The sequence below is a fragment of the Algibacter sp. genome (assembly GCF_029245835.1).
GTDB lineage: Bacteria > Bacteroidota > Bacteroidia > Flavobacteriales > Flavobacteriaceae > Algibacter_B.
Window position 1 is genome coordinate 1 of record NZ_JAQWOO010000009.1, and the last position, 23,487, is coordinate 23,487.

The window sequence follows — 23,487 nt, forward strand, 5'->3', positions numbered from 1 at the left end:
TTAACCCTATTACAATCAAAAAACATGGCAGAAAAGCTAAAAGTATTTTTAAACATGGGCTCTCTTTCTTAGCTAGTGTATTGTTAAACACTGAAAATCAAATGAATACTAATATATTCCATTTTTTGTCATGTACTTAGGGGATATTTATAAAAACTAACTAGTTCTAAATCATTTGTGTTTGTTATGAAGTTCCCAACTTCATTTTCAGCTTGAGCTAAGTATGAAATTTCAGAGCTGTTTCCTGGGTGCTCAGAAAGGGTAAATACAATATTATTTTGATTTAGATTAATATTTGTTATTGTAGAAGTTCCCGCATTGGTCAATTCAAAATTTTCTGCAACGGTATCCATTTCAAGATTAATAGCGTCTGTCTCAACAATTAAGGTGGTGTTATTTTGAAGATAAGCATCAGTAATCATTGGAGGGGTTACTTCGTCTGAAGTTGTTGTACCATATAGGTCTCTGTTAATTAAAGCAAATATACGATCAGCAAATGATTCATATCCACCTGCGAATAGAAAATGACAGTAATCGCTCCTGTATAATAATGAGGCAGTAGACATAATTGAAATATCTGAATTTTCATATGCCAATTGCCTTTGAGCTTCTTTTACTTGCATTAAATTCACAAAGGGGTCAGAACCAGAGAAATTTATAAGGCTGTAGCAACCATTCTTAGTTTGAAAAATATAAAAATGCTCAATATTTGGATAATCTGTTAGCCATGAATTTTTCAAATCAATAAATTCATTTTTGTATTCAGCAGTTGAAGTAGCAACTTTGGCGTTATGTTCACCCTGGGACCAAAGGACAGATCTAACATAATTTTTAAGACCTGTTTTAGTAAGGCGGTAGTACATTTTACCATAATTAGAGCTTTGTGAAGTTTGGTAGTCACTAGGGGCTTTAAAAAAGTCAATTTCCTTTCCGCCAACTGCTCCATTAAATATTGCAACAGGTATATTTGTTGTGTTTACTATGGAGTTAGCAAGTTTTAATCCCCATTGTCCGGTATTGCCATCCGAATCTCTCGATCCATCACCTTGCCCAATATACCATTCGTCATTACTTAATAAGTTTGATGTAGTATTTGTACCATTTGCATATACACGTATAAAAGGATCAATAAAACCATTTGCACTTGCTACTCCAGATAATTTTCTTGCTTCTGCATTAGATTGGCCTTGTATAATGTAAACGTCACCAGCCACTATATCATCAATTTCTTTTTCAAGGATTAAAGAACTGTTGATTTCACTAAATATTTTTACAGAATAATTTACAAGTTCTGCATCAATTTTAATATCAAAATTGAAAGAGGCAATATTTGAAGTAAAATTTAATGTATGAGAAGAGGTATTATATAAGATATTATCTCTATAAACTTCTACTTGAATGGAATTGTAATTTGATGCTGATTTATTTACCTCGCCTTCAATAATAATACTACCCTTGTTTGTAATTAAGTCCCTACCTAAAAGTTGCTTGTCAAGCGGAATAGTATTAAATGTAACTTGGCCATAAGATAAACTAAATAGCAATAATAATAATAAGAGTGTTATAATATGTTTCATGGTTGGTAATGATTAACTAATAGCAATAATACTTAAAACATTATACCACAATACTTGAGGGAAGTTTGTAGATTTTGGGTGTGCTATAAGTTCTCGGAAGTCCTTAATCTAAAAAATAGAATTATATCTGAAACTTAGATAACAACATCAAATACAGATATCTGAGTATATTTAGATTAAATTAATACTTTTTTTTAACAAATATTTATTCTAGTTATAAATACTAGAAAACAAATAAAAATTATAATTAGAAATATCAATTAATAGCAGCGGAAAATTACAATTTTTCACATAGTATGCGTCTAAAAAAATTAAAAAACGTCCATCTTTTCGTTCAAAAACAAATTTTTAGGGTGTAAGTAATAACGGAATCACGACATGCTATAAATTCATGTATAATTAATGATTTAAAAAGTAGTTAATAAATTGTGAGTTCAAGTAATAAGTGCAACCCGAATATTTAAAACTACTGGATTTTACACCAGTATTTTTGAGATCAATATTTATATTCGTTCCGTTTTAACTTTTAAAATATTAAAAAGTTAAGATAGGCTTTTGTTGATATTTTTTTAGTTAACAATGATATCATATTCCATAAATGCTTTGCTTAAAACAATTATGTGTAGGTAAAAACTGTTTGTAGCGTCTTTAATCATAAAATAAATCGATAAAACGATTGTTTTTAACGTTTAATTACATAGATTTGTTTTTTAAACCCTTAAATCTACAACATGAAAGTTAAGATTATTTTATTTAGTTTAGGCCTTTTCTTTTTTACTAGTATTGGTTTTGCTCAAAAAAACAAAGGACCAAAAAGTTTTATTAGCGAAAAAGTTACTATAAATAAATACCATAATAAAGGTGAGTTGGAGCGTATGCAAAAAGGTCAATTAATAACTCTTTATTCTGAAAGAATTCAAGTACTTGCTAGGACGTTGCCTTATGTTGCTTTTGCAACAAAACCAGGTATAACAATGGCTACTTTGGGGATTCCAACTAATAATGATAATAAAAAAGCACTAGATAATCAATTTGAATCTACTGATGATTATTTGGAAAAGGCTAATGAATTCCATAGGGAGTACTTACCATATTCTGATACTGGAAATTTAATTGCTGGAATATTGTTTTATGAGGAAATAATGAAATCGCTTCATCAGTACGATGATTTTCGTTAAACAATATTTTTTAATAGTATTTACCTTTTTTGTAGTAAGTATAGATTGATTTTTGTTTTTTGAATTTTCCTCTTTTATAATATAGAGAAATTTAAAAAGTTAGTGTCAATTTTTGGTTTAAAGTCTTTCGCTTCGACATCATATTTTTTTAAAAATCAAACACTTTTCTTTATATTCGATTGCATTTAATCGATTGTTTTTCTGATAATAATTACATAAAATATGTATTTTGACGAAAAAATTGGTATTTCATGGATTTTTTTTTATTTTTGAATATTAATTATTAAAAAATTATTTTTAGTTTTAAACTAAAATATTTAACTATGAAAAACTATACCCAAATCATTTTCATATTTCTTTTTTTAGTTGCAAATAGTTTTGCGCAACAAGAAAAAGGAATAATAGGCAGTAACAATTGGTTGGATAATTGGACAGATTTTAAACCTCAATTAAAAGATTACGACGAACCAACTAAAATATTAGCAGGTAATATTACTGAAAATACAACCCTTTATAAAAAGGAAGTGTACTTATTGCTAGGAAGTGTTTTTGTTACCAATAATGCAACACTTACTATTGAACCGGGAACATTGATACTTGGTGATTTTCAAACTAATGGATCACTAACCATATCAAGAGGTTCAACTATTTTTGCTGAAGGTACAGAAACCGACCCAATAGTTTTTACTTCAAACCGAAGTGTAAAAAGACCAGGTGACTGGGGAGGTATCGTTATATTAGGAAATGCTCCAATAAATAGGTTTGGTTCTGGATCTGCAGCCATGTTTTATCCAGATTTAAAAGCATATGATTACGTTAACGCTAATTATGGAGGTAATGATGCTATGTCTAGCTCAGGAGTAATAAGGCATACCAGAATTGAGTTTGCTGGTAAAAGAATTTCTGAGGATGTTTACTTTAATGGTTTGTTTTTAGCAAGTGTAGGAAAGAAAACAAAAATAGGCAGTATTATGGTAAGTCATTCAGCTGGTAATGGTTTTGAAGTTTGGGGCGGTAAATTGGCAATGTATAGATTGGTATCCTTTAATTGTCATGGTAGCGATTTTAAATTTAATTATGGTTCAAGATCAATATTGCAAAATTCTTTAGCAGTAAGATCGCCTTATGCTTCAAATGGTGGACGGTCGAGATGTTTGGAAGTTAGATCTTACAATAAAAAAGAAGAATGTGATTTTTCTAAAAAACTAACATTGTTAACAACCAAAAATTTAACGTTTTTAAATTCTAGTGAAGATTTAGAAACAGATATAAAAATGAATCTAGTAAAGGAAGCTGTTTTTATAGGACAAAACACTTCTATTGATATGAGTAAAAGTGTCATATCAGGATTCAATCCCGCCGTAATTTTAGATGAAAAGATTATAGTAAATCAGGAAAATTTAGAGAAAATAAATTTTAATGCGATGTTGTTTAACAACTGCAATGGAAATATTTTTTTAGAATATAACTCAAATAATGAGGATTTAGAGAACTGGTATGGCAATAGTGCATTTTTCAATGTGTATTCAAAAAGCGATAATTATGAAACTTTTATAGATACGAAGAGTATCAAAAGACCAGATTTTAGATTGCGAATTAATAAAATAATTGCATCAAACGAAGTAGATCCAGATTTACGAATGGATTAATAATTTATGGTAATAAAACCTTAGGCTTCTGTACTTCCCAGTTTATACTCTTATAATTTTTTTAAATTCCTTAAAAATCTAAATAAATACATTGGATGGCATAAGTTTTTAGATGTTTTATTTACTAAAGCAAATAAGATTATATGAGGACCTTTACTCTATTTAATTATATTGGTATTTTCATTTTCTTTTTAAGTGGAATTGGAACTATTAATGCTCAAATAGTTATAAGTAAGCCTAATTTAGGTTTTACACAGGCCTGCGCAAGTCCTTCATTTAATACTTATAATGTAACGTTTTCTTTCTCTCCAGAATCTGCTTTAGAGACTTCAAATCAATTTATTGTTGAACTCTCTGATGGAACTGGTAGTTTCTCAAATCCAACAGCAATTTATACTTCTGCAGCAGGAACGGTAACTACCTCGCCAGTTACATTTAGCTTTTCAATACCAACATCAACTGCTGGTGAAGCCTTTAGGATACGATTAAGAAGTACAGCACCAGCCTCAATAAGCTCAAGTTCTAATGCTTTTTCTGCGTACTATAAAGCACAAGACACCCCTTTTTCTATAAATAATTTAATTGCTTCAGGTGCTTACTGCTCAGGAGGAAGTTATTTATTAACTATCGATAACCCCGGTGTTTTTTCAAATGACTCACCTTTAAAATATCCTTCACTAACATTCAAATGGTATAAAGAAACTAGTCCAACAACCTCGGTTTTTGTGGCCGATGGAGAAACATTATCTGTTAACGAACCGGGAACCTATTTTGTAGAAACCAACTATGGGTCTTGTACTTCAAATTCATTTTCAAATCGTGTTACAGTAAGCGAAGTCTCTTCAGGCTCTACAAGTAATATTAGCTCAAGTTTAGGTAATCCGTATTGTTCTTCAAACGGACCTACGGTCTTAAATGCAATTAATGGAAATAGTTACCAGTGGTTTAAAGATGGTAAAGCAATTTCTGGTGCTACAAGTCAGATGTATGAAACCAATGATTCTGGTGAATATTCGGTGAATATAGATTTAGGAAATTGTATGACAAACGCATCCATAAACATAGAAACAACAGGATTTACAAGCAGTATTAATGTAAATGACATAAATAATATAGATGAAGACGAAACGCTAATGGTAACTGTTACTACTTCGGCTAATAACCCTGAGTATAATTGGTATTTAAATGATGTGATGATTAATGGTGCATCTGCCAATAGTTATGAAGTAACTCAAACCGGTTCTTATAAAGTTGTAATTACTCAAACTACAAGTTGTAATGCTTCAACAGAATTTCCTTTTATAGTAAGAGAAGCATTTCCAAATGTTGAAAAAATCCCGAATTTGATTAGTCCTAATGGAGATGGTGAAAATGATACATGGGTAATTCCACAAACTTATGTTAGTGGAACAGATACAGAAGTGATTTTGATAAGTTATCAAGGTAGAATAGAACTTAAAACAAATAGCTATCAGAATAATTGGCCAGAAAATCAATTAGATTTTAAAGCGATTAACCCCATTTATTATTACATCATAACCACATCTGATGGTAAAATAAAAAAGGGTACAATAACAGTCGTCAAGTAGCATGAAAATATATATACTACATATAGTTTTATTTTTCTGTATTACTCAGCAACTCTATTCTCAAGACGATGGAGTTGTTGCGTTTAATATACCTTCTAGAAATTCTTTAAAATTTAACAGACATTTTATTAATCCGACATTTAGTTTTGTTAGAGAACAAAATAAATATATCAGCTTTAATAATAAGCGTGAATGGGCTCAATTTGATAATGCTCCTCAAACTTATTTGTTTAGTTATTCAGGAAGGTTTAGAGAAAATATTGGTGCTGGAGTTACATTATTTCAGCAAGATTATGGGGTTTTAACGACTTTTGGAGGAGTTTTAAATTTCGCTTACAATGCTGTCCTAGACAGGGAAAGCAATTTAACTTTTGGGCTGAATCTTGGTTTTTACAAAAGTGGAATAAACGAGGGTAATGTTATTACAAATTCTCCAGAGCCGTCTCTTGAAAATTTTCCTTCAAATTCAATAATTACAATAAATCCAGGGATAAATTACGGTACTGAGTTTTTAGATTTTGGTGTTTCTATTAATAATTTGGTATCCTACAATTTAGCATCTTCAAAAATGATAGAAGATGATCCGGAGCAAGGTTTTCAAGCATATATTATGTACACTGGCTATTTAAATAGTCGTGGTTTTTTTGATGAAAGTAGATTTTCAAGTTTAATACGTTCTGAGTTTCAAAAAGATCAAACGGTTATATCAGGAATGGTAATGTTAATGGTGCCTAAAGGGTTTTGGGCTCAAGCTGGATATAATAGTTTATATACATTGTCTGCCGGTATTGGTTTAAATATTACAACTCAAATAGCTATTGAATATAATTATGGGAAAGGTGTTGGTGGCTTTTCTGCTTTTGGAAACGCTCATGATATTACTTTGGCTTATAAATTTGAGAATAGAAACCGGTATGCTTATAGTGGTGATGATGATGAAGAAGGATTATTAATGTCTACAACCAAAAAAAGAAAATCTAATGTAAATAGAAGAAGGTCCTCTAAATCGACTTCAAGTAAAAAGAAAAAACCAGTAGTTACTAAAAATAATAATGTTAACTCGGATAAAGTAGCTGAAGAAAAACAAGTAAAATTAGCAGAAGCAACACGAGTAAAAGCAGAACAAGAGGAGCAGGCTAGAATAGCAGAATCAGCACGTATTAAAGCTGAGGCAGAAGCTCAAGCAAAATTAGAAGCTGCAGCACGAGTAAAAGTAGAACAAGAAGAGCAGGCTAGAATAGCAGAATCAGCACGTATTAAAGCTGAGGCAGAAGCACAAACAAAATTAGCAGAAGCAGCAAGAGTAAAAGTAGAACAAGAGGAGCAGGCTAGAATAGCTGAATCAGCACGTATTAAAGCTGAGGCAGAAGCTCAAGTAAAATTAGAGGTTGCAGCACGAGTAAAAGCAGAACAAGAGGAGCAGGCTAGAATAGCAGAATCAGCACGTATTAAAGCTGAAGCCGAAGCACAAACAAAATTAGAAGCTGCTACACGACTAAAAGCAGAACAAGAGGAGCAGGCTAGAATAGCAGAAGTAGCTCGTATTAAAGCTGAAGCCGAAGCACAAACAAAATCAGCAGAAGCAGCACGAGTAAAAGTAGAACAAGAGGAGCAGGCTAGAATAGCAGAAGTAGCACGTATTAAAGCTGAAGCCGAAGCTCAAGCAAAATTAGAAGCTGCTGTACGAGTAAAAGCAGAACAAGAGGAGCAGGCTAGAATAGTAGAATCAGCGAACGCTAAGGCTGAGGAAGAAGCGAAAATTAATGAGATCCTTTTAGATGAGGTTTTGATTAAATTTAAAAAATCTACTGAATCATCTAAAAATACTCAACAAAAATTATTAAACAAATTAAGTGAAAAAGTTGCAGCTAAACAACAAGATTTAAATGACTTAATAAAAGAAAATGATTTAAGTGAAAAAGGAATTTTTAGTGCTCCAAAAGCCTTCAAAAGTGTATCTGCAGAAAATAATGCTATAGAAGCTTTAAAACTTGAAATTGATAATTCTATTGAATTACGAAATACTAAAATTACAGAGATTGAATCGCTTTATAAAGAGCGACTTAAAAAAGTTAAAAGTAAAGATGACTTAGTAAATATTGAATATTTAAATGTTATTAAAGCTTTAAAAATAGAACAGTTGCAAGCTAAAAATATTAAGAAAAATTTAGTGTCAACATTAGAAGATATTAAAGTTGCTACAGATTTTGAAAGAAGAAGGCGAATTAAACGTGCGGCTTATGATAATGAAAATGATAGATATAACAAAGATAGAGCTACTTTGGAGCGTATTAAGAAATTTACAGACCTAAGTACTGAGCCATTAACAAAACAAGATTTTAATCATGGAGAGGAACTTAGTAATATCCAAATTGTGAAAGATGTAAACAATGTTGAGGAAGGGTATTATTTAGTTGTAGCAGTGCATATTGATGTAAGTAAAAGAGATGAGTTTTTAAAGAAAGCTGTTGCTGCTGGAGAAAATAATATCAACTTCTTTTTTGATGTAAATACTAGCAAGTACTATATCTATTATGAGAAGTTTGATAATATAGGTCAAGCTAAATCATCATTAGATACTAACAAAGGAAGTAAGCCATATAATAGTAAAATGTCCATGGTGAAAATTGAAAATTAGACTAGTTTTATCGATGGTGAAGAAGTGTTTATAGTTATTATTATCTATAGATTCTTACTCTTCATAACATAATACGTAAAATGAAATATATTCTATTGTTTTGAAATAAAATTATATTTTGAATGAAAATTTCTACATAAAACATATTTTTTATCGATAAAATAACTAATAAAACGATAAACCGCTTAATATATTCAAACTCTCTTTATTTTTACAAAAATATTCCTGATATTTATACCGTTAAATAGCATAAATTATAGGTAAATGAATTTATTTATAGGAAATAAACTATAATTAAATATATTTAACAAAGCAAGCTTCTTTTTAACTATCCCCAGTTATAAAGAAGGAATATATAAAATCAGCCATGTACAAAACTACTTATTTGAAAATTGGGTTTGTTATTTTATTCCTTTTAGTGAGTGTACAAATGTTTGGGCAACTTCCAGTCCCTTTTACACCAAGATTACCTAATGGTAGCATAAAAGTTAAAGGAGATATTTTATTAATAGGTAATAATATCATTACCGCTAAAGATTTACCTCTTCCGTATAATGGTTCAGAAATAAATAATAATAATGAAGGTGTTTACGTAAATGTTGCTGATGGAGGGGACTCTTCAATTTTCAGTTCAAGTAGTGCAGACTTAGCAATAAATAATTCTTGTAAAAGTATTTTATATGCAGGTTTATATTGGGCTTCTGTTTATCCATTGGAAATTGCTAATAATAGAAGTGTCCAATTTGAAGGCACCCCTAGAATTGAAGATTGGAACCAAATAAAATTTAAATTACCTACTGGAGGATTTATTGATTTAGTAGCGGATGATGACTCTGATCCTGTTGGAGAGGAAGATGATATTATTTTTGATGGCTATGAATATTATGGTTTAGGTGTAACTAATTCATTTAAAGACTCACCAATAATTTGTTATAAGAATGTTACAAGTTTATTACAAGGCTTACCAGATGCTGATGGACAATATACTGTAGCTAATTTAAGAGCAACAAGAGGAATAAGAAGAGGAGGGTGTTCTGCTGGTTGGACACTCGTGGTTATTTACGAAAGCCCTATTTTACCTAGTAAATTTATTTCAGTTTTTGATGGATATGCAGGTGTTCAAAATACGACAGAGTTAGATATTCCTGTTTCTGGATTCCAAACATTACCATCCCCTTTACCCGTAAATTCTAATATTGCGGTTGCTGCATTAGAGGGAGATATTGGTCTCACTGGCGATTCTTTTCAATTTAAAGCAAGCACATCAGGTGCTTATACCGTTTTAAGTGATGCCATAAATCAGGCCAATAATTTTTTTAATTCTACTATAACCATAAATGGAATTCACGCTACTAATAGAAATCCAGCTAGTTTAAATACCCTAGGATTAGACATTAATAATTTTAGGCTACCAAATCCTCTTAACTCAGTTTTGCCAAATAATGCTACTGCTGGGGATTTAAAGTTGACAACAAATGGAGACGGATATGGGGTATTTTTAACATCGTTTGCTGTTGAAATAATTGAGCCAAAGATAACACTAACAAAAGTAGTTGAGGATGCATTAGGTAATGATATTGGTAATCAATTAGTTAATCTCGGAGATGAGTTAAACTATGTTATTGGTTTTCAGAATACTGGAAATGATGATGCTACAAATCTTATAATACGTGATGTTCTTCCAACAAATATAGTATTTAATTATCCCACAGATATGGGCTTGCTACCACCTGGGGTTACAGTACAAAGTTATAATCCTACAATCAGAGAACTTATTTTTAGTGTTGATAATTCTGTGGTTGAAGAAAATGATCCAGCACAAGAAATTCGTTTTAAAGTAGCGGTTGTTTCATCTTGTAGTTTGTTAAGTGATGCTTGTTCTAACATAATAAGTAATCAGGCTTATGTTACATACAATGGTACAATAAATTCAACATTTATAATTTCAGATGATCCCAGTTTCAGTTCTAATACCGGCTGTTTAATAACTCCAGCGGCAACTAATTTTTTAGCTGATCTAAACTGTATATTTAGTGAAGAAGTTATTCTTTGCGGTGACAGTACCGTTTTAACTGCTGCTAATGGATATGATTCTTATTCATGGTCAACTAGCCCAACAGGAACTCCTGTAATAGGAACAACACAATCCATTACAGTAACAGCAACAGGCACTTATTATGTGCGTAATACTGCTATAGCACCTTGTCAATCTATAGAGCAAGAATTTGATGTAATTACCTTTGGAGCTGGTGTTACCAACCCTGTAATTCCATTTGCAGATCAGGTTGTTATTTGTCCTAATGATGGTAAAGAATTACCAAATATATTTTTATGTGGTGGAAATGGTCCTAGGCTCATTGAAACCAATATTACAGATACAACTTCCATTATTTGGGAACAACTTGATGAAACAAGTTGTACCGCTATTACTAATCTAGACTGCGCAAACGAAGATGCTGCTTGTACTTGGAATCAAGTAACTACAGGTCCTAATTTTATGGCAGATACTGCTGGACAATTCAGGTTAACTTTAAACTATGATGGTGGATGTTTCAACCAATTTTATTTTAATGTTTATACCAATTTATTAGCTCCTACTGTGACCTCAAGAGATATTTATTGTACAACTCCAGGTGAAATTGTAGTAGGGGGTGTACCAAGTGGATATGAGTATAGTATAGATGGCGTTAACTATCAAACAAGTAACGTGTTTTCAGTTAATACACCTAATATTTACACGATATACATTAAACAAATAGGAGTAGATCCAAACCCATGTATATTTACTGTACCCGATGTTCAAATAAGACAAACAGATTTTACAGTTTCTACGATTATTACACAACCACTTTGTTATGGAGATCTTGGTAGTGTTTCGATAGCAGCAAATGATGTGCGTCCGCAATATTTCTTTTCAATTTCTCAAGGAGGAACCCTAGTAAATAGTATTGGACCTATAACTCCAAATAATTATACATTTTCAAACTTAAATCCTGGAACATACACTATTGATGTTTCTACAGAAGATGGTTGTGTGTATTCTGGTGATATTGATATTATTGAACCTCTATTGTTAGAAGCCACCTCTGCATTAACAAAACCATTAACGTGTACAGATGGTGAAATTACAGTGTATCCAACGGGAGGAACACCGCCTTATTTCTATTTTGTAAATAGTACAACAGTTTTTCAAACAACTCCAGTAATTCCTGTGGCAAACGCTGGTATATATAATATTATAGTTGTTGATGCGAATAACTGTTCTGCAGAAACATCCATAACTGTTGATGCTATTCCTGCTCCAGATTTTACTGTAAATTGGACAGACATTGCTTGTTCTGATGCAGGTGATGTTGGTACTATAACTATTAATGTTACTAACCCAAATGGTAACACTTTAGAGTATAGTATAGATAATGGCGTCACATTTTCAAATTCAAATATTTTTATAGCATTAGCAGATGGAAACTATGATGTAGTTGTTCAGTATAGTTCTGGTCCAGATTCATGTTTAACACTTCCTCAATCTGTAAGCATCACAACGCAATCAATAGTAACTGGTTCTGCTACTTTAACAACACCATATAGTTGTAATTCTAACGGCATTATTACCGTTTCAGGAGCAAATGGAGGTACTGCTCCGTATACTTACAGTTTAGATGGTTTGAACTTCCTACCAGGAACAACATTTACAGGATTAACTGATGGAACATATACAGTTACTATTAGAGATTCTGGTGGCTGTACATTTATTGCAGCTCCAATTACAATTACTGCGCTTAACCCACCAACAGATTTAGATTTTAGTAATACAGCATTAAGTTGTCCAGCTATTACTTCAGAGGTAACTATTACGGGAACAACAGGAGGAACACTTCCTTTAGAATATCAAATTATAACACCAGTTGGTTCAGCAACAGCATATCAAACCTCTAATATATTTCCTGGGTTAAGTCCAGATACGTATACATTTCAAGTTAGAGATGCTTATGGATGTACATATAGTGAAACATTTACCATTGCACCATTACCGCCAATAACTGTTAGTACAGTCATCACTAAAGATTTAGATTGTACAGCCTCTCCTGATGGCATTATTACAGGAAATATTTCTGGAGGAACTGCTCCATTTACATATGCCGTTTCTTTTAATGGAGGCGCATATAGTGGTTCTAATTCAGTAACAGGAACATCATTTGCGCATACGGCAACTTCAGATGGAACATATCAATTTCAAATTACTGATGCTAATAGTTGTATTGCAGATTCTGGAGTACAAACGATTAATGCTATTTCGTTGCCTGAAATCATTTCAGTGACACAAACACAGCCTATTTTATGTCATGGCGATAATAATGCTGCAATAGATATAACCATTAATAATGCAGTTGGGACGCCACCTTTTATAATTAATGTAAATAACGATACAACAGCTACAGATTATGGTACGCAAACATCAGGATTACCAGCAGGAGATTATACGATTACCTTAACTGATGCTAATTTATGTGTTGATACAGACACTATTACTATTACAGAACCAAATGCTATTGATTTTACCTTAGCTAAAGTAGATATTACTTGTAATACTCCTGGAGGTTCAAGTTTAGGGGCAATTACCATACAAAATGTAACGGGCGGAACGGCTCCGTTTACTTATTACATAACAAATAATTTTGGTGATGTCATTGCTGGAAATCCATATTCAGCAGTATCTAATGAAGATCATACATTTAATATTATCAATTTTGGTACGTATACGATTAATATTGTTGATGCTAATGGATGTAGTTTTTCAAGACAAGAAATTATTGCATCTCCACCGTCAGATTTATTAATTGATGTAACAACGGTAGTACCTAATTGTACAACAGGAGGAACTGCGGTAGTTGAAGCTATTTCAATTGTAGGAAGTGGAAATTATGAATTTGGTATTTTAGAATTCAATTCCGCACCTTATACATCTACCTTTTTACCATCAGATGTTGGATTTCCTAACCAAAGAACATTTACCAATCTAACACCAGGAGTGATTTACACGTTTGTGGTTCATGATTTAACAACGGGTTGTTATTTTGTAAAATCTGCAGACGCTTCTATAGCACCAGCTTCAACCTTAACATCTTCAGTTATTCCTAACAATGTTATCTGTCAAGGTGAAAATAATGGCAGTGTAACCTTCACTATTGATAATTTTGATAGTACAACAACATCTGTTGATTATGAAATATTTACCGCTTTCACTAACGTTTTAGTAGACGGACCATCAAATGTAGCAGTAACTTTCGGAACACCAGAAACAGTAACAACGCCAGCACCAGGGACATTATCTCCTGGACAATATTATATTCGTTTTACTGAAAATGGAACAGGATCTTTCAATGGTTGTGAATCTGCTTCAGTTATTTTCGAAATTAGAGAATCAGCAGTAGCTTTAAGTGTTACAGCGACTGTTGATAAAGATGCTAATTGTAATCCAAATTCAGGAATTATAAGTGCTATTGCAACAAATGGAACGCCACCATATTTATATCAATTAACAACATCAGCAACACCGCCATTAGCAACAGACCCATTATGGGCTTCAGCGAATACGTTTAATGCAGATGCTAATAGCTATTATGTGCATATTTTAGATGCTTATGGATGTATTCAATCTACACCAATAATTGTTTTACCATCAGATCCAGAACCAATAATTACAGCGACACTAAGTAATCAATGTACAGTTACAGAAGGGAATTTTGCAATAGATGTTGTATTAACATCGGCTAGTATAGCACCATATAGTTATAGTGTTGATGGTGGCGCTTTTCAAACAAGAATAGTACCTTTTACAATATCTAATTTATCATCTGGGACACATACCGTTGAGGTACAAGATGCTAACGGTTGTGGCAATTTAGTTTCAGTAGATATAGAATCCCCTTTAGAAATAATTCCTGCAATAACAGCATTACCAACTTGTAATGATAATGATGGGCAAATAACCATAACCGGATCTGGTGGGTCAGGTACTTATGCATATTCTATAAGCCCTAACCCAGCATCAATTACTTTAGCTGGAAATGTGTTTTCTGGTGTGCCATTTGGAACTTTTGTAGTTACCATTACGGATACTGTAACAAGTTGTTCTGAAAACGTTACCGTAGTGCTTCCAGGAGCAGTACCTCCAACGTTTACAACAACATCAACTCCAGTAACATGTTTTAGTGATAACGATGGTACTTTCGAGCTAAATGTTAATGGCTACTCAGGAGCATATACTTATGAGGTTTTTGATAGTTCGTCTGTTTCAGTTTTTGGAATGGTACCAGCCAACACATCAACAAATCCGGAATTAGTTACTGGGCTTTTAGCGGGAACGTACTCAGTAGTGATTACAGAAACCGCAAGTCCGTTTTGTTCAGCAACATCAAGTGTTATTATTTCTTCACCATCAGATCCTTTGAATTTGATTGCTTTAGAAACATCTAACGTTACCTGTGATGATGATAAAGGAACAATTATAGCTACTGCTTCAGGAGGTTGGGGAAGTTATGAGTATGAATTAACAGGAACAGCAACAGTAGCATATTCTTCTAACGGCACATTTACCAATTTATCAGCGGGTGCATATACCATTAATGTTAGAGATGCTGGTGGATGTATTGTTTCAGAAAATGTTCCACTTAATTTACCAACACCAATAGACGCAACAATTTCAGCTACACCAAGCTTATTGTCTTGTTTTGGAGATTCCAATGCAAATATTACAGTTAGTGCAGTAACAGGAGGACAAGGCACAAATTACACCTATACACTTAATAGGGTTGCTCCAACGGTGAGTGCTTCAGGACCACAAACGTCTCCTATATTTAACGGATTAGGAATAGGAACTTATAATGTAGTTGTTACTGATGGTTATAATTGTGAATTTACTACAGCCAATGTTGTTATTACACAACCTACAGAAGTTGAAGCAAATTTAGTAAAAGCAACATCACAAACCTGTACAACGCAAACCACATTAACTTTAAGCGCTTCTGGAGGAACAGATCCTTATGAATATAGCGATACAGCTTCTTTTACAACGGTATTAGGAACCTTCGTTACTTCAGTAACCTTTCCAGTGACTACTGGTACATATAGGTATTATGTTCGAGATGCTAATAGTTGTTCAGCCAATGTATCTAATGATATTACGATTGACCCATTACCAACTTTAACGGTAAGTTTAGATACTACTAATGCTGTGATAAATTGTGCTGGTGATGATAATGGCGTTATTATCGCTTCCGCGGAAGGCGGCCTAGGTAGTTATGTTTATACACTACAAGATGCTTCAGGGAATCCTATTGCGCCAGTAACTCAAACAAGTCCGGGCGTATTTACAAATCTTCCAGTAGGAAATTATCAGGTACAAGTAGATAGTGGCGATTGTTTAGAAATTTCTGCGGTAGCTCCAATTACAAATGCAGCAGTTCCTCTGGATGTCACGTTCAACCCAATTGATGTAACCTGTAATGGAGAGAATGATGGGATGTTAGAAATTACAACTTCTGGAGGTTCAGGAACTGTAAAGTACGCCATTTCTCCACAATTAGATCAATTCTTTGATGTTGAAACTGTTGAAAATTTAGCTCTAGGAAATTATGATATTGTTGTTCAAGATGAATTAGGGTGTTATGTAACTTATAATTTTGATATCGATCAGCCATTACCTTTAGGATTTACTTATACCATTACTAGTGAAGCTCCTTGTGATGGTGATTCAACAGGGGAATTTACTATAGAAATTCTAGGAGGCGAACCTCCATATAGCGTGAGTTTAGACGATGTGACTTACACACAATTACCGTTAGGTACAACAACATATACATTTTCTGGATTAGAGGGTGGCGAAAAAATGGTTTATGTTTTAGATAGTGGGAACTGTGGTGGAGATAGTCCATTTTCTATCCCTTTAGCAGAACCAGTAATTCTTGACCCATTAGCCAATATTGATTTTGAATGTATTAACGACTTCACAAATAACACCAATACAGTTACTAATCGAGTTACCGTTACAGTAGATTCTAGCATAACAGATACTTCTGTTCTAGAATACTCGTTAGATGGCGCTCCTTTTGCAACAGGAACTGGGATTTATGAAAATTTAACTGCAGGACCTCACAGTATTGCAGTGCGTCATCCAAATGGTTGTGTTCAAATTACAGATAACGGTATTCCTTTTGTTATTGATACCTTTCAACCTTTAGCTTTAGTTTTAGATGATGGCGGGTTAAATGAGATAGTAGCTACATCCTCAGGTGGAGCAGCACCTTATGAGTTTAGACTTAATGACGGGTCTTATGGCGACGAAAATACTTTTCTGATTTTTGAATCAGGTGATTATAGAGTTACTGTAATTGATGCCAATGGTTGTGAAGTTTCTGCAACACGATTCTTTGAATATGTTGATGTATGTATACCAAACTATTTCACACCTAATGATGATAATGTTTTAGATGAGTGGGGACCCGGTTGTGCCGATCAGTATCAAAATTTAACCTTCGATATTTTTGATAGATATGGAAGAAAAATAGCCACCTTAAGAATAGGAGATAAGTGGGATGGTAAGTATAAAGGCGTAGAATTGCCTTCTGGAGATTATTGGTATGTGGTAAAACTGAATGAACCGCAAGACAAACGAGAGTTTGTTGGACATTTTACACTATACAGGTAATAAGAGCTCTGAATGAAAAGAATTATGCAACTAAGAAAATTATATATAGGTCTGCTGCTCATGGTTATCACTAACGGTTACAGCCAAGAGTTGAATTTACCAGTATTTACACAATATTTGGCTGATAACAATTTTGTAGTATCACCAACGTATGCAGGTATAGGCGATAATTTAAAAATTAGAGCAAACGGACTTACACAGTGGGTAGGAATAAAAAATGCGCCTGATAATCAATCGATTTATGGCGATGTTAGAATAGCTGACCGTTCTGGAATTGGAGTTTCCTTTTATAATGATAGAAACGGTAATACTATCCAATCGGGCGGAAAAATATCTTTTGCGCATCATTTAGTTTTAGATTATTATTCAAAATTGTATCTGTCTTTTGGTATATCATACAACATCAATAATTTTAGAATTGATATTAATAATTTTAATACCACACAACAAAACCCAATTATAGACCCCTTTGTTACCGATGATAGAAGAACAACTAATAATAATTTTGATGTTGGTGCTTTGTTGAGGTATAAAGGCGGATTCTTTAGTTTTAATGCAAATAATATTTTAGATAAAAAATTAGATAAAACCATACGCGTTTCAGAACCTAATTTGCTTTTAAATTACCAGATATATTCTGGCTATACCTTTAAAGGTCCAAAAAAGAGTGGTTTAGAATTTGAACCTTCAATTTACTATCAGATGTTTAGTAGTGATAAACGTTCTAGTACAGATGTGAATTTTAAATTCAGAAAATATAATAGAGATTACGATTATTTTTGGGCAGGAATATCCTACCGATTCTTAAACGATCAATTTTTTAAACCTTTAAATGTAGGACCAATGGTAGGCTTTCAAAAGTCTATTTTTTACTTTGGATATGCTTATCAGATTACAACAAACGAGCTTTCAGCCTATAACTCTGGAACACATGTTGTAACTATTGGTTTAAACTTTTTACAAGGAATTAGTAATTGTCCTTGTACGCAGAGTGCCGTACGTAAATAGTAGTTTTTACAACTATTATTAAACATATTTCTTTCCTTTTTTTGAAAATTTTAGAGCATAAATACATTGTATCGTTTTTAAAATTTTAATAGGTTTAAATTTGAAAGTGTACTATTATGGTGCACTTTTTTCTTAAATCAATTCAACTTTAACACTTTATTAGTAAGGGCTCTTCTGTTTTATTGTCTCTTTAACTAAAACACAGAATCTTTCTTTATACATTTGTTTAAACATTTTTATGAAAGCTTTAGTAAATTAAATATGAAAAAAAATATTTTCCTTTTATTAGCGTTAATTGTTTTTAGTATTGGTAATTCTCAAATTTTAGAACCTGTAAAATGGAAAACATCTGTTGAGAAAATTACAGATACTGAATATAATTTGCTTACTCAAGCAACTATTGAATCTGGATGGCATTTGTATTCTCAAGATGTTCCTGAAGATGGTCCTATACCTACAACATTTACTTTTGATGATGCCAATGGCGCTTTTAAATTTATTGGTAATACAAGTGAAGAAGACGGGCATATTGTAGATGACCCAGTTTTTCAAATGAAAATTAAATTCTTCGATAAATCTGCAGTATTTCTTCAAAGAGTGGAGTTGTTAGGAGATGTTAAATCTGTTGAAGGTACTGTCGAGTTTATGGTGTGTGATGATACTAGATGTTTACCTCCAACTGAAGTTGCTTTGGTTTTTAATATCAATGGAAATATTGATTCAGAAAACACAAATTCAACAGAAGAGCAATCCATAGATAACGAGGCGGTAAACAACATGCTTTACGGAATGACGCCTAAAGATATTACATTGGTATCCGGTAAAATTCAAGAAAAAAAATCGCTTTGGACTATTTTTGGATTAGGTTTTTTAGGAGGTTTGTTAGCCCTTTTAACACCCTGTGTGTTTCCAATGATTCCCTTAACAGTTAGCTTTTTTACTAAAAAAAGCGGTCAAACTAAAACCTCTGGTATTGGAAAAGCACTATTATATGGCTTTTTTATTCTATTAGTTTATTTAATATTGAGCATCCCTTTTCATCTTCTGGATTCAGTAAATCCAGATATTTTAAATGAGATATCAACCAATGTCTGGTTGAATGTCATTTTCTTTATTGTTTTTGTGTTTTTTGCTTTCTCATTCTTTGGGTATTATGAATTAACATTACCTGCAAGTTGGACAAACAGAACAACTCAAGGTGAAAATGCCGGAGGTTTAATTGGAATTTTCTTTATGGCCTTAACCTTAGCCATCGTTTCGTTTTCATGTACAGGACCCATTTTAGGCTCGCTATTAGCAGGCTCTTTAACCGCTGATGGTGGTGCGTGGCAACTTACTGCTGGTATGGCAGGTTTTGGGGTGTCTTTAGGCTTACCATTCGCCTTATTTGCCATGTTCCCAAATATGATGAATGCCTTACCTAAATCAGGAGGGTGGCTAAACACAACTAAAGTTATTTTAGGATTTTTAGAATTAGCTTTGGCTTTTAAATTTCTATCTAATGCCGATTTAGTAAAACATTGGGGACTCTTAAAGATTGAACCTTTCTTAATACTTTGGATTATTATTTTTGCAGGTTTAGCATTATACCTATTCGGAAAAATTAAATTCCCACATGATTCTCCAATTAAAAAATTGTCATTTTCAAGAATTGCTGGAGGTATACTAGTAGCTGCGTTTGCAATATACTTAGTATCAGGTTTCAGAGTAAATAAAGAAACAAACACATTTACGCCTTTAACTTTACTAAGTGGTTTAGCACCTCCTGTTGGATATAGTTGGTTTTACCCAAGTACTACAACAAATAACCTGAAAACGTTTAAAGATTTAAAAGAAGGTATTGCTTTCGCAAAAGAAGTAAATAAGCCAATTATGATTGATTTTACAGGTTACGCTTGTGTAAACTGTAGAAAGATGGAAGAACATATCTGGCCATTAGATAAAATTGATAATTATTTACGAAATGAATATGTGTTAATTTCCCTGTATGTTGATGATAAAAAAGATTTACCTGAAGCAGAAAAAGTTGAGGTAAATAGAGTGAATGGAGGTAAACGATTACTAAAAAATTACGGTCATAAATGGGCTAATTTTCAAACGCAATTTTTCAAATCAAATTCGCAACCTTATTATGTGTTACTAAATTCTGAAGGGAATCGAGTGTTAACTGAACCTGTAGGATATACTCCTGATGAAAATGAATATGCTCAGTTTTTAGAAAGCGGTTTAGAAGTGTTTAATAAAAGTAAATAATGATGTTGTAAATATTCATAAATCTCGATTAGTGTTATTATGGATTCAATACTAAAAAAGCCAAAAAACCTTGAAAACTATTTCGAACAGTTTCGAAAGAATATAATTGGTATTGATGCGCATTTTTATTCTCCTTACGGAAGAAAAAAGATTATTTATGCAGATTGGACAGCTAGTGGAAGACTATATCGTCCAATTGAAGAAAAGATATTAAATGAGATAGGACCTTTTGTAGCAAATACCCATACCGAAACTTCTATTACGGGTTCGGTTATGACTTTGGCTTATCACGATGCTAGAGCTATTATTAAAAACCATGTAAATGCCTCAAAAGATGACGTGCTAATAACGGTTGGTACAGGAATGACAGGTGCAATAAATAAGTTTCAACGTATTTTAGGGCTTAAACTAAATGAGAATTTAAAAGATAACACAAAAGTTCCTGAAGAAAAAAGACCAATTATTTTTGTATCGCATATGGAGCATCATTCTAATCAAACCTCATGGTTAGAAACCATTGCTAGGGTAGAAGTTATTCCTTCAAATGAAAACGGTTTACCATGTGTAATTAAGCTAGAAGCACTCATAGAAAAATATAAAGATTGTCCTATTAAAATAGCAGCCATTACAGGTTGCTCCAATGTTACAGGCATTAGAACAAATTACCATGAAGTAGCTAAGATTATGCATCAAAACAATGGACTTTGTTTTGTTGATTTTGCATGTTCTGCACCTTATATTAATATCGATATGCATCCAGAACATGAACATGAATATTTGGATGCTATTACCTTTTCACCTCATAAATTTCTAGGAGGACCAGGTTCTTCAGGAGTACTGATTTTTAATAAAAAATTGTATAAGAATTTAGTTCCTGATAATCCAGGAGGAGGAACCGTAAGCTATACAAACCCTTGGGGTAACCATGATTATATTGACGATATTGAAACTAGAGAAGATGGCGGAACACCAGGATTTCTTCAAGCTATTCGTATTGCGCTTTCAATTCAGCTTAAAGAAGAAATGGGAGTCCAGAATATTTTAGATAGAGAACATGAATTAAATATGTTAGTTTTTGATAGACTTTCTACTATTGAAAACCTTAAAATTTTAGCACCAGAACATCAAGATAGGCTAGGTGTTTTTTCTTTTTATATAGAAGATGTTCATTATAATTTAATTGTAAAACTTTTGAATGATAGATTTGGAGTACAATCTCGTGGCGGTTGTTCTTGTGCTGGAACTTACGGGCATTATTTATTGCATCTAGACCAATTAACCTCTAAAGCTATTGAAGAAAAAATACTTGAAGGCTGTTTGATGAAACGACCAGGATGGATTAGAATGTCTATTCATCCAACCATGACTAATGCCGAAATTGAATTTATTTGTATGGCTATTGATGAGGTTTCAAAGCATTTTAAAACTTGGGGTAAAGATTATGAATATAATGCTATAAAGAATGAGTTTATCTACAAGGGAAACCATGGTATTGAAAAGGCCATAACTAAAAACTGGTTTAAACTTTAAAGATTAAACCAGTTTGAAAATATTTTTTAAAGATGCTTATTTTTCAAGTATCTCTACTTCAAACAATTTATCCCAACGTTTTCCGGTTACAAAAATAGTTTTCGTGTTTGGGTTATAAGCAATACCGTTTAAAACATCTAAACCTTCATGTTGAGTCACCAATTTCTTTAAAGGTTTAAAATCTACAACACCAACTACAGCGCCATTTTTGGGATTAATTATTGCAACGCCATCTTTTTGGTAGCGATTAGCATATATTTTCCCATCAATCCATTCCATTTCATTTATACCAACTATTTTCCCTTTGTTAGTATATACTTGGATGAATTCTTCCTCCACTAGGGACTCAGAATTTAGTAACCATATTTTTTCAGTTCCATCACTCTTGTAAATGGTGTTGTTATAGTTACATAAACCCCAACCTTCTTTACTATTGCCGTATCTAAAGCTATTTATTTTTTCAAACGTATTCACATCATAAACAAAACCAGTTCCTTTTTGCCAGGTTAGTTGGTATACTTTATCATTTAAAATTGTGAGACCTTCACCAAAATATTCATCAGCTAAATTTATGTTTTTAAGCACTTTACCTGTTTTATAATCTAACTTTCTAAGCTTCGATTCTTTAAGCTGCCCGGTACTTTCGTAAAGGGTATCATTATGAAATTCTAATCCTTGCGTGTAAGATGTAATATCGTGTGGATACTCATTAATTATATTATAAGTATATACTTTAGGTAATTCACTGTTTAAAATAGTAACGGTAGATGTTGTGGTTTGTTTTTCACCATTGAAATATACGGTTGCTTCAATAGTTTGCTTTCCTAATTTGAAGTTTTTTAAAATTGAATTTTTATTAATTTTATTGCCACTTAACCGATATGAAACAGAATCAATAGTATAATTTTTCTTGTTTTCTAAAGATAGTTGTAAAGTTTCGCTATTTGAGATATTACCTTTATTGGCATTTGTTTTAATGGCGAAATCCTTTTTTTTCTGACCAGAATTTGAGCCACAGGAAACTAATACTATACCTAAAAATATGATTGTGAGATATTTGAATATATTCATCTTAAATTTATAATTTACAGCAAGATATTTATTTAAAATCAGTTTAAAAAATCATTGTGAAAATTTTAAAAGGTTGTATCTTTGCAATCGGCAAGTCCTACACAACCAGCTCCTGTTGAATCCTCCAGGTCGGGAACGAAGCAAAGGTAAATGGTCGTAGCGGTGTGATGTAGGTAGCTTGCCTTTTTTTGTACCCAAAATTTAGATTTTGAAAGCTGAGTGCATCAAAATATTTGATTTTGGACATCCCAACGAAGCTTGGGGTCTCTGTTAGAAACTTAAATCTT

10 protein-coding genes and 1 other RNA gene are annotated in these 23,487 nt (G+C 32.5%); 9 read left to right on the top strand and 2 right to left on the bottom strand.

The genetic code is table 11. The features are described 5' to 3' along the window. Nucleotides 1-128: 128 nt before the first annotated feature. Complete coding sequence (locus P8K68_RS01090; RefSeq protein WP_300247345.1) at nt 129-1,577, bottom strand: sialate O-acetylesterase; 1,449 nt, start codon at nt 1,575-1,577, stop codon at nt 129-131. Nucleotides 1,578-2,308: 731 nt separating this feature from the next. Here P8K68_RS01090 and P8K68_RS01095 point away from each other — a divergent pair. From P8K68_RS01095 to P8K68_RS01130, 8 genes are all read left to right on the top strand, one after another. Next, entirely contained in the window at nt 2,309-2,755 is a 447-nt protein-coding gene (locus P8K68_RS01095; protein WP_300247347.1) for a hypothetical protein, read from the top strand. 323 nt (nt 2,756-3,078) lie between these two features. Beyond that, complete coding sequence (locus tag P8K68_RS01100) at nt 3,079-4,404, top strand: hypothetical protein (RefSeq protein WP_300247349.1); 1,326 nt, start codon at nt 3,079-3,081, stop codon at nt 4,402-4,404. Between the two features lie 143 nt (nt 4,405-4,547). Continuing rightward, on the top strand, nt 4,548-5,993 hold the full coding sequence (locus tag P8K68_RS01105; protein ID WP_300247351.1) for a gliding motility-associated C-terminal domain-containing protein: 1,446 nt from the start codon (nt 4,548-4,550) through the stop codon (nt 5,991-5,993). 1 nt (nt 5,994) lies between these two features. Next, the gene (locus P8K68_RS01110; RefSeq protein WP_300247353.1) at nt 5,995-8,631 is read left to right on the top strand and encodes a PorP/SprF family type IX secretion system membrane protein; all 2,637 of its coding nucleotides are present in this window, start codon (nt 5,995-5,997) and stop codon (nt 8,629-8,631) included. A gap of 367 nt (nt 8,632-8,998) precedes the next feature. Beyond that, nucleotides 8,999-17,338 carry a T9SS type B sorting domain-containing protein gene (locus P8K68_RS01115; protein ID WP_300247355.1) on the top strand — a complete coding sequence of 2,780 codons (8,340 nt, stop codon included), beginning with the start codon at nt 8,999-9,001 and terminating at the stop codon, nt 17,336-17,338. A 24-nt stretch (nt 17,339-17,362) separates the two neighbouring features. After that, nucleotides 17,363-18,346 (top strand): type IX secretion system membrane protein PorP/SprF, encoded by a 984-nt coding sequence (locus P8K68_RS01120; protein WP_300247357.1) that lies wholly within the window; start codon nt 17,363-17,365, stop codon nt 18,344-18,346. A 261-nt stretch (nt 18,347-18,607) separates the two neighbouring features. Then, nucleotides 18,608-20,599: a thioredoxin family protein gene (locus tag P8K68_RS01125; RefSeq protein ID WP_300247359.1), complete on the top strand. Its 1,992-nt coding sequence runs from the start codon at nt 18,608-18,610 to the stop codon at nt 20,597-20,599. Between the two features lie 39 nt (nt 20,600-20,638). After that, the gene (locus P8K68_RS01130) at nt 20,639-22,129 is read left to right on the top strand and encodes an aminotransferase class V-fold PLP-dependent enzyme (protein WP_300247361.1); all 1,491 of its coding nucleotides are present in this window, start codon (nt 20,639-20,641) and stop codon (nt 22,127-22,129) included. A 36-nt stretch (nt 22,130-22,165) separates the two neighbouring features. Here the strand turns inward: P8K68_RS01130 and P8K68_RS01135 are convergent, their stop codons facing one another. Further along, entirely contained in the window at nt 22,166-23,200 is a 1,035-nt protein-coding gene (locus P8K68_RS01135; RefSeq protein WP_300247363.1) for a glutaminyl-peptide cyclotransferase, read from the bottom strand. Between the two features lie 88 nt (nt 23,201-23,288). On the opposite strand from P8K68_RS01135, the gene ffs reads away from it, so the two are divergent. Further along, nucleotides 23,289-23,387: signal recognition particle sRNA small type (gene ffs, locus P8K68_RS01140), an RNA gene on the top strand. The last annotated feature ends 100 nt before the right edge of the window (nt 23,388-23,487 follow it).

Excerpts from the sequence above, each read along its gene's own strand:
- P8K68_RS01100 (WP_300247349.1), top strand. The coding sequence starts at position 3,079 with ATGAAAAACTATACCCAAATCATTTTCATATTTCTTTTTTTAGTTGCA.
- P8K68_RS01115 (WP_300247355.1), top strand. The coding sequence starts at position 8,999 with ATGTACAAAACTACTTATTTGAAAATTGGGTTTGTTATTTTATTCCTT.
- P8K68_RS01110 (WP_300247353.1), top strand. The coding sequence starts at position 5,995 with ATGAAAATATATATACTACATATAGTTTTATTTTTCTGTATTACTCAG.
- P8K68_RS01125 (WP_300247359.1), top strand. The coding sequence starts at position 18,608 with ATGAAAAAAAATATTTTCCTTTTATTAGCGTTAATTGTTTTTAGTATT.
- P8K68_RS01120 (WP_300247357.1), top strand. The coding sequence starts at position 17,363 with ATGCAACTAAGAAAATTATATATAGGTCTGCTGCTCATGGTTATCACT.
- P8K68_RS01095 (WP_300247347.1), top strand. The coding sequence starts at position 2,309 with ATGAAAGTTAAGATTATTTTATTTAGTTTAGGCCTTTTCTTTTTTACT.
- P8K68_RS01135 (WP_300247363.1), bottom strand. The coding sequence starts at position 23,200 with ATGAATATATTCAAATATCTCACAATCATATTTTTAGGTATAGTATTA.
- P8K68_RS01105 (WP_300247351.1), top strand. The coding sequence starts at position 4,548 with ATGAGGACCTTTACTCTATTTAATTATATTGGTATTTTCATTTTCTTT.
- P8K68_RS01130 (WP_300247361.1), top strand. The coding sequence starts at position 20,639 with ATGGATTCAATACTAAAAAAGCCAAAAAACCTTGAAAACTATTTCGAA.
- P8K68_RS01090 (WP_300247345.1), bottom strand. The coding sequence starts at position 1,577 with ATGAAACATATTATAACACTCTTATTATTATTATTGCTATTTAGTTTA.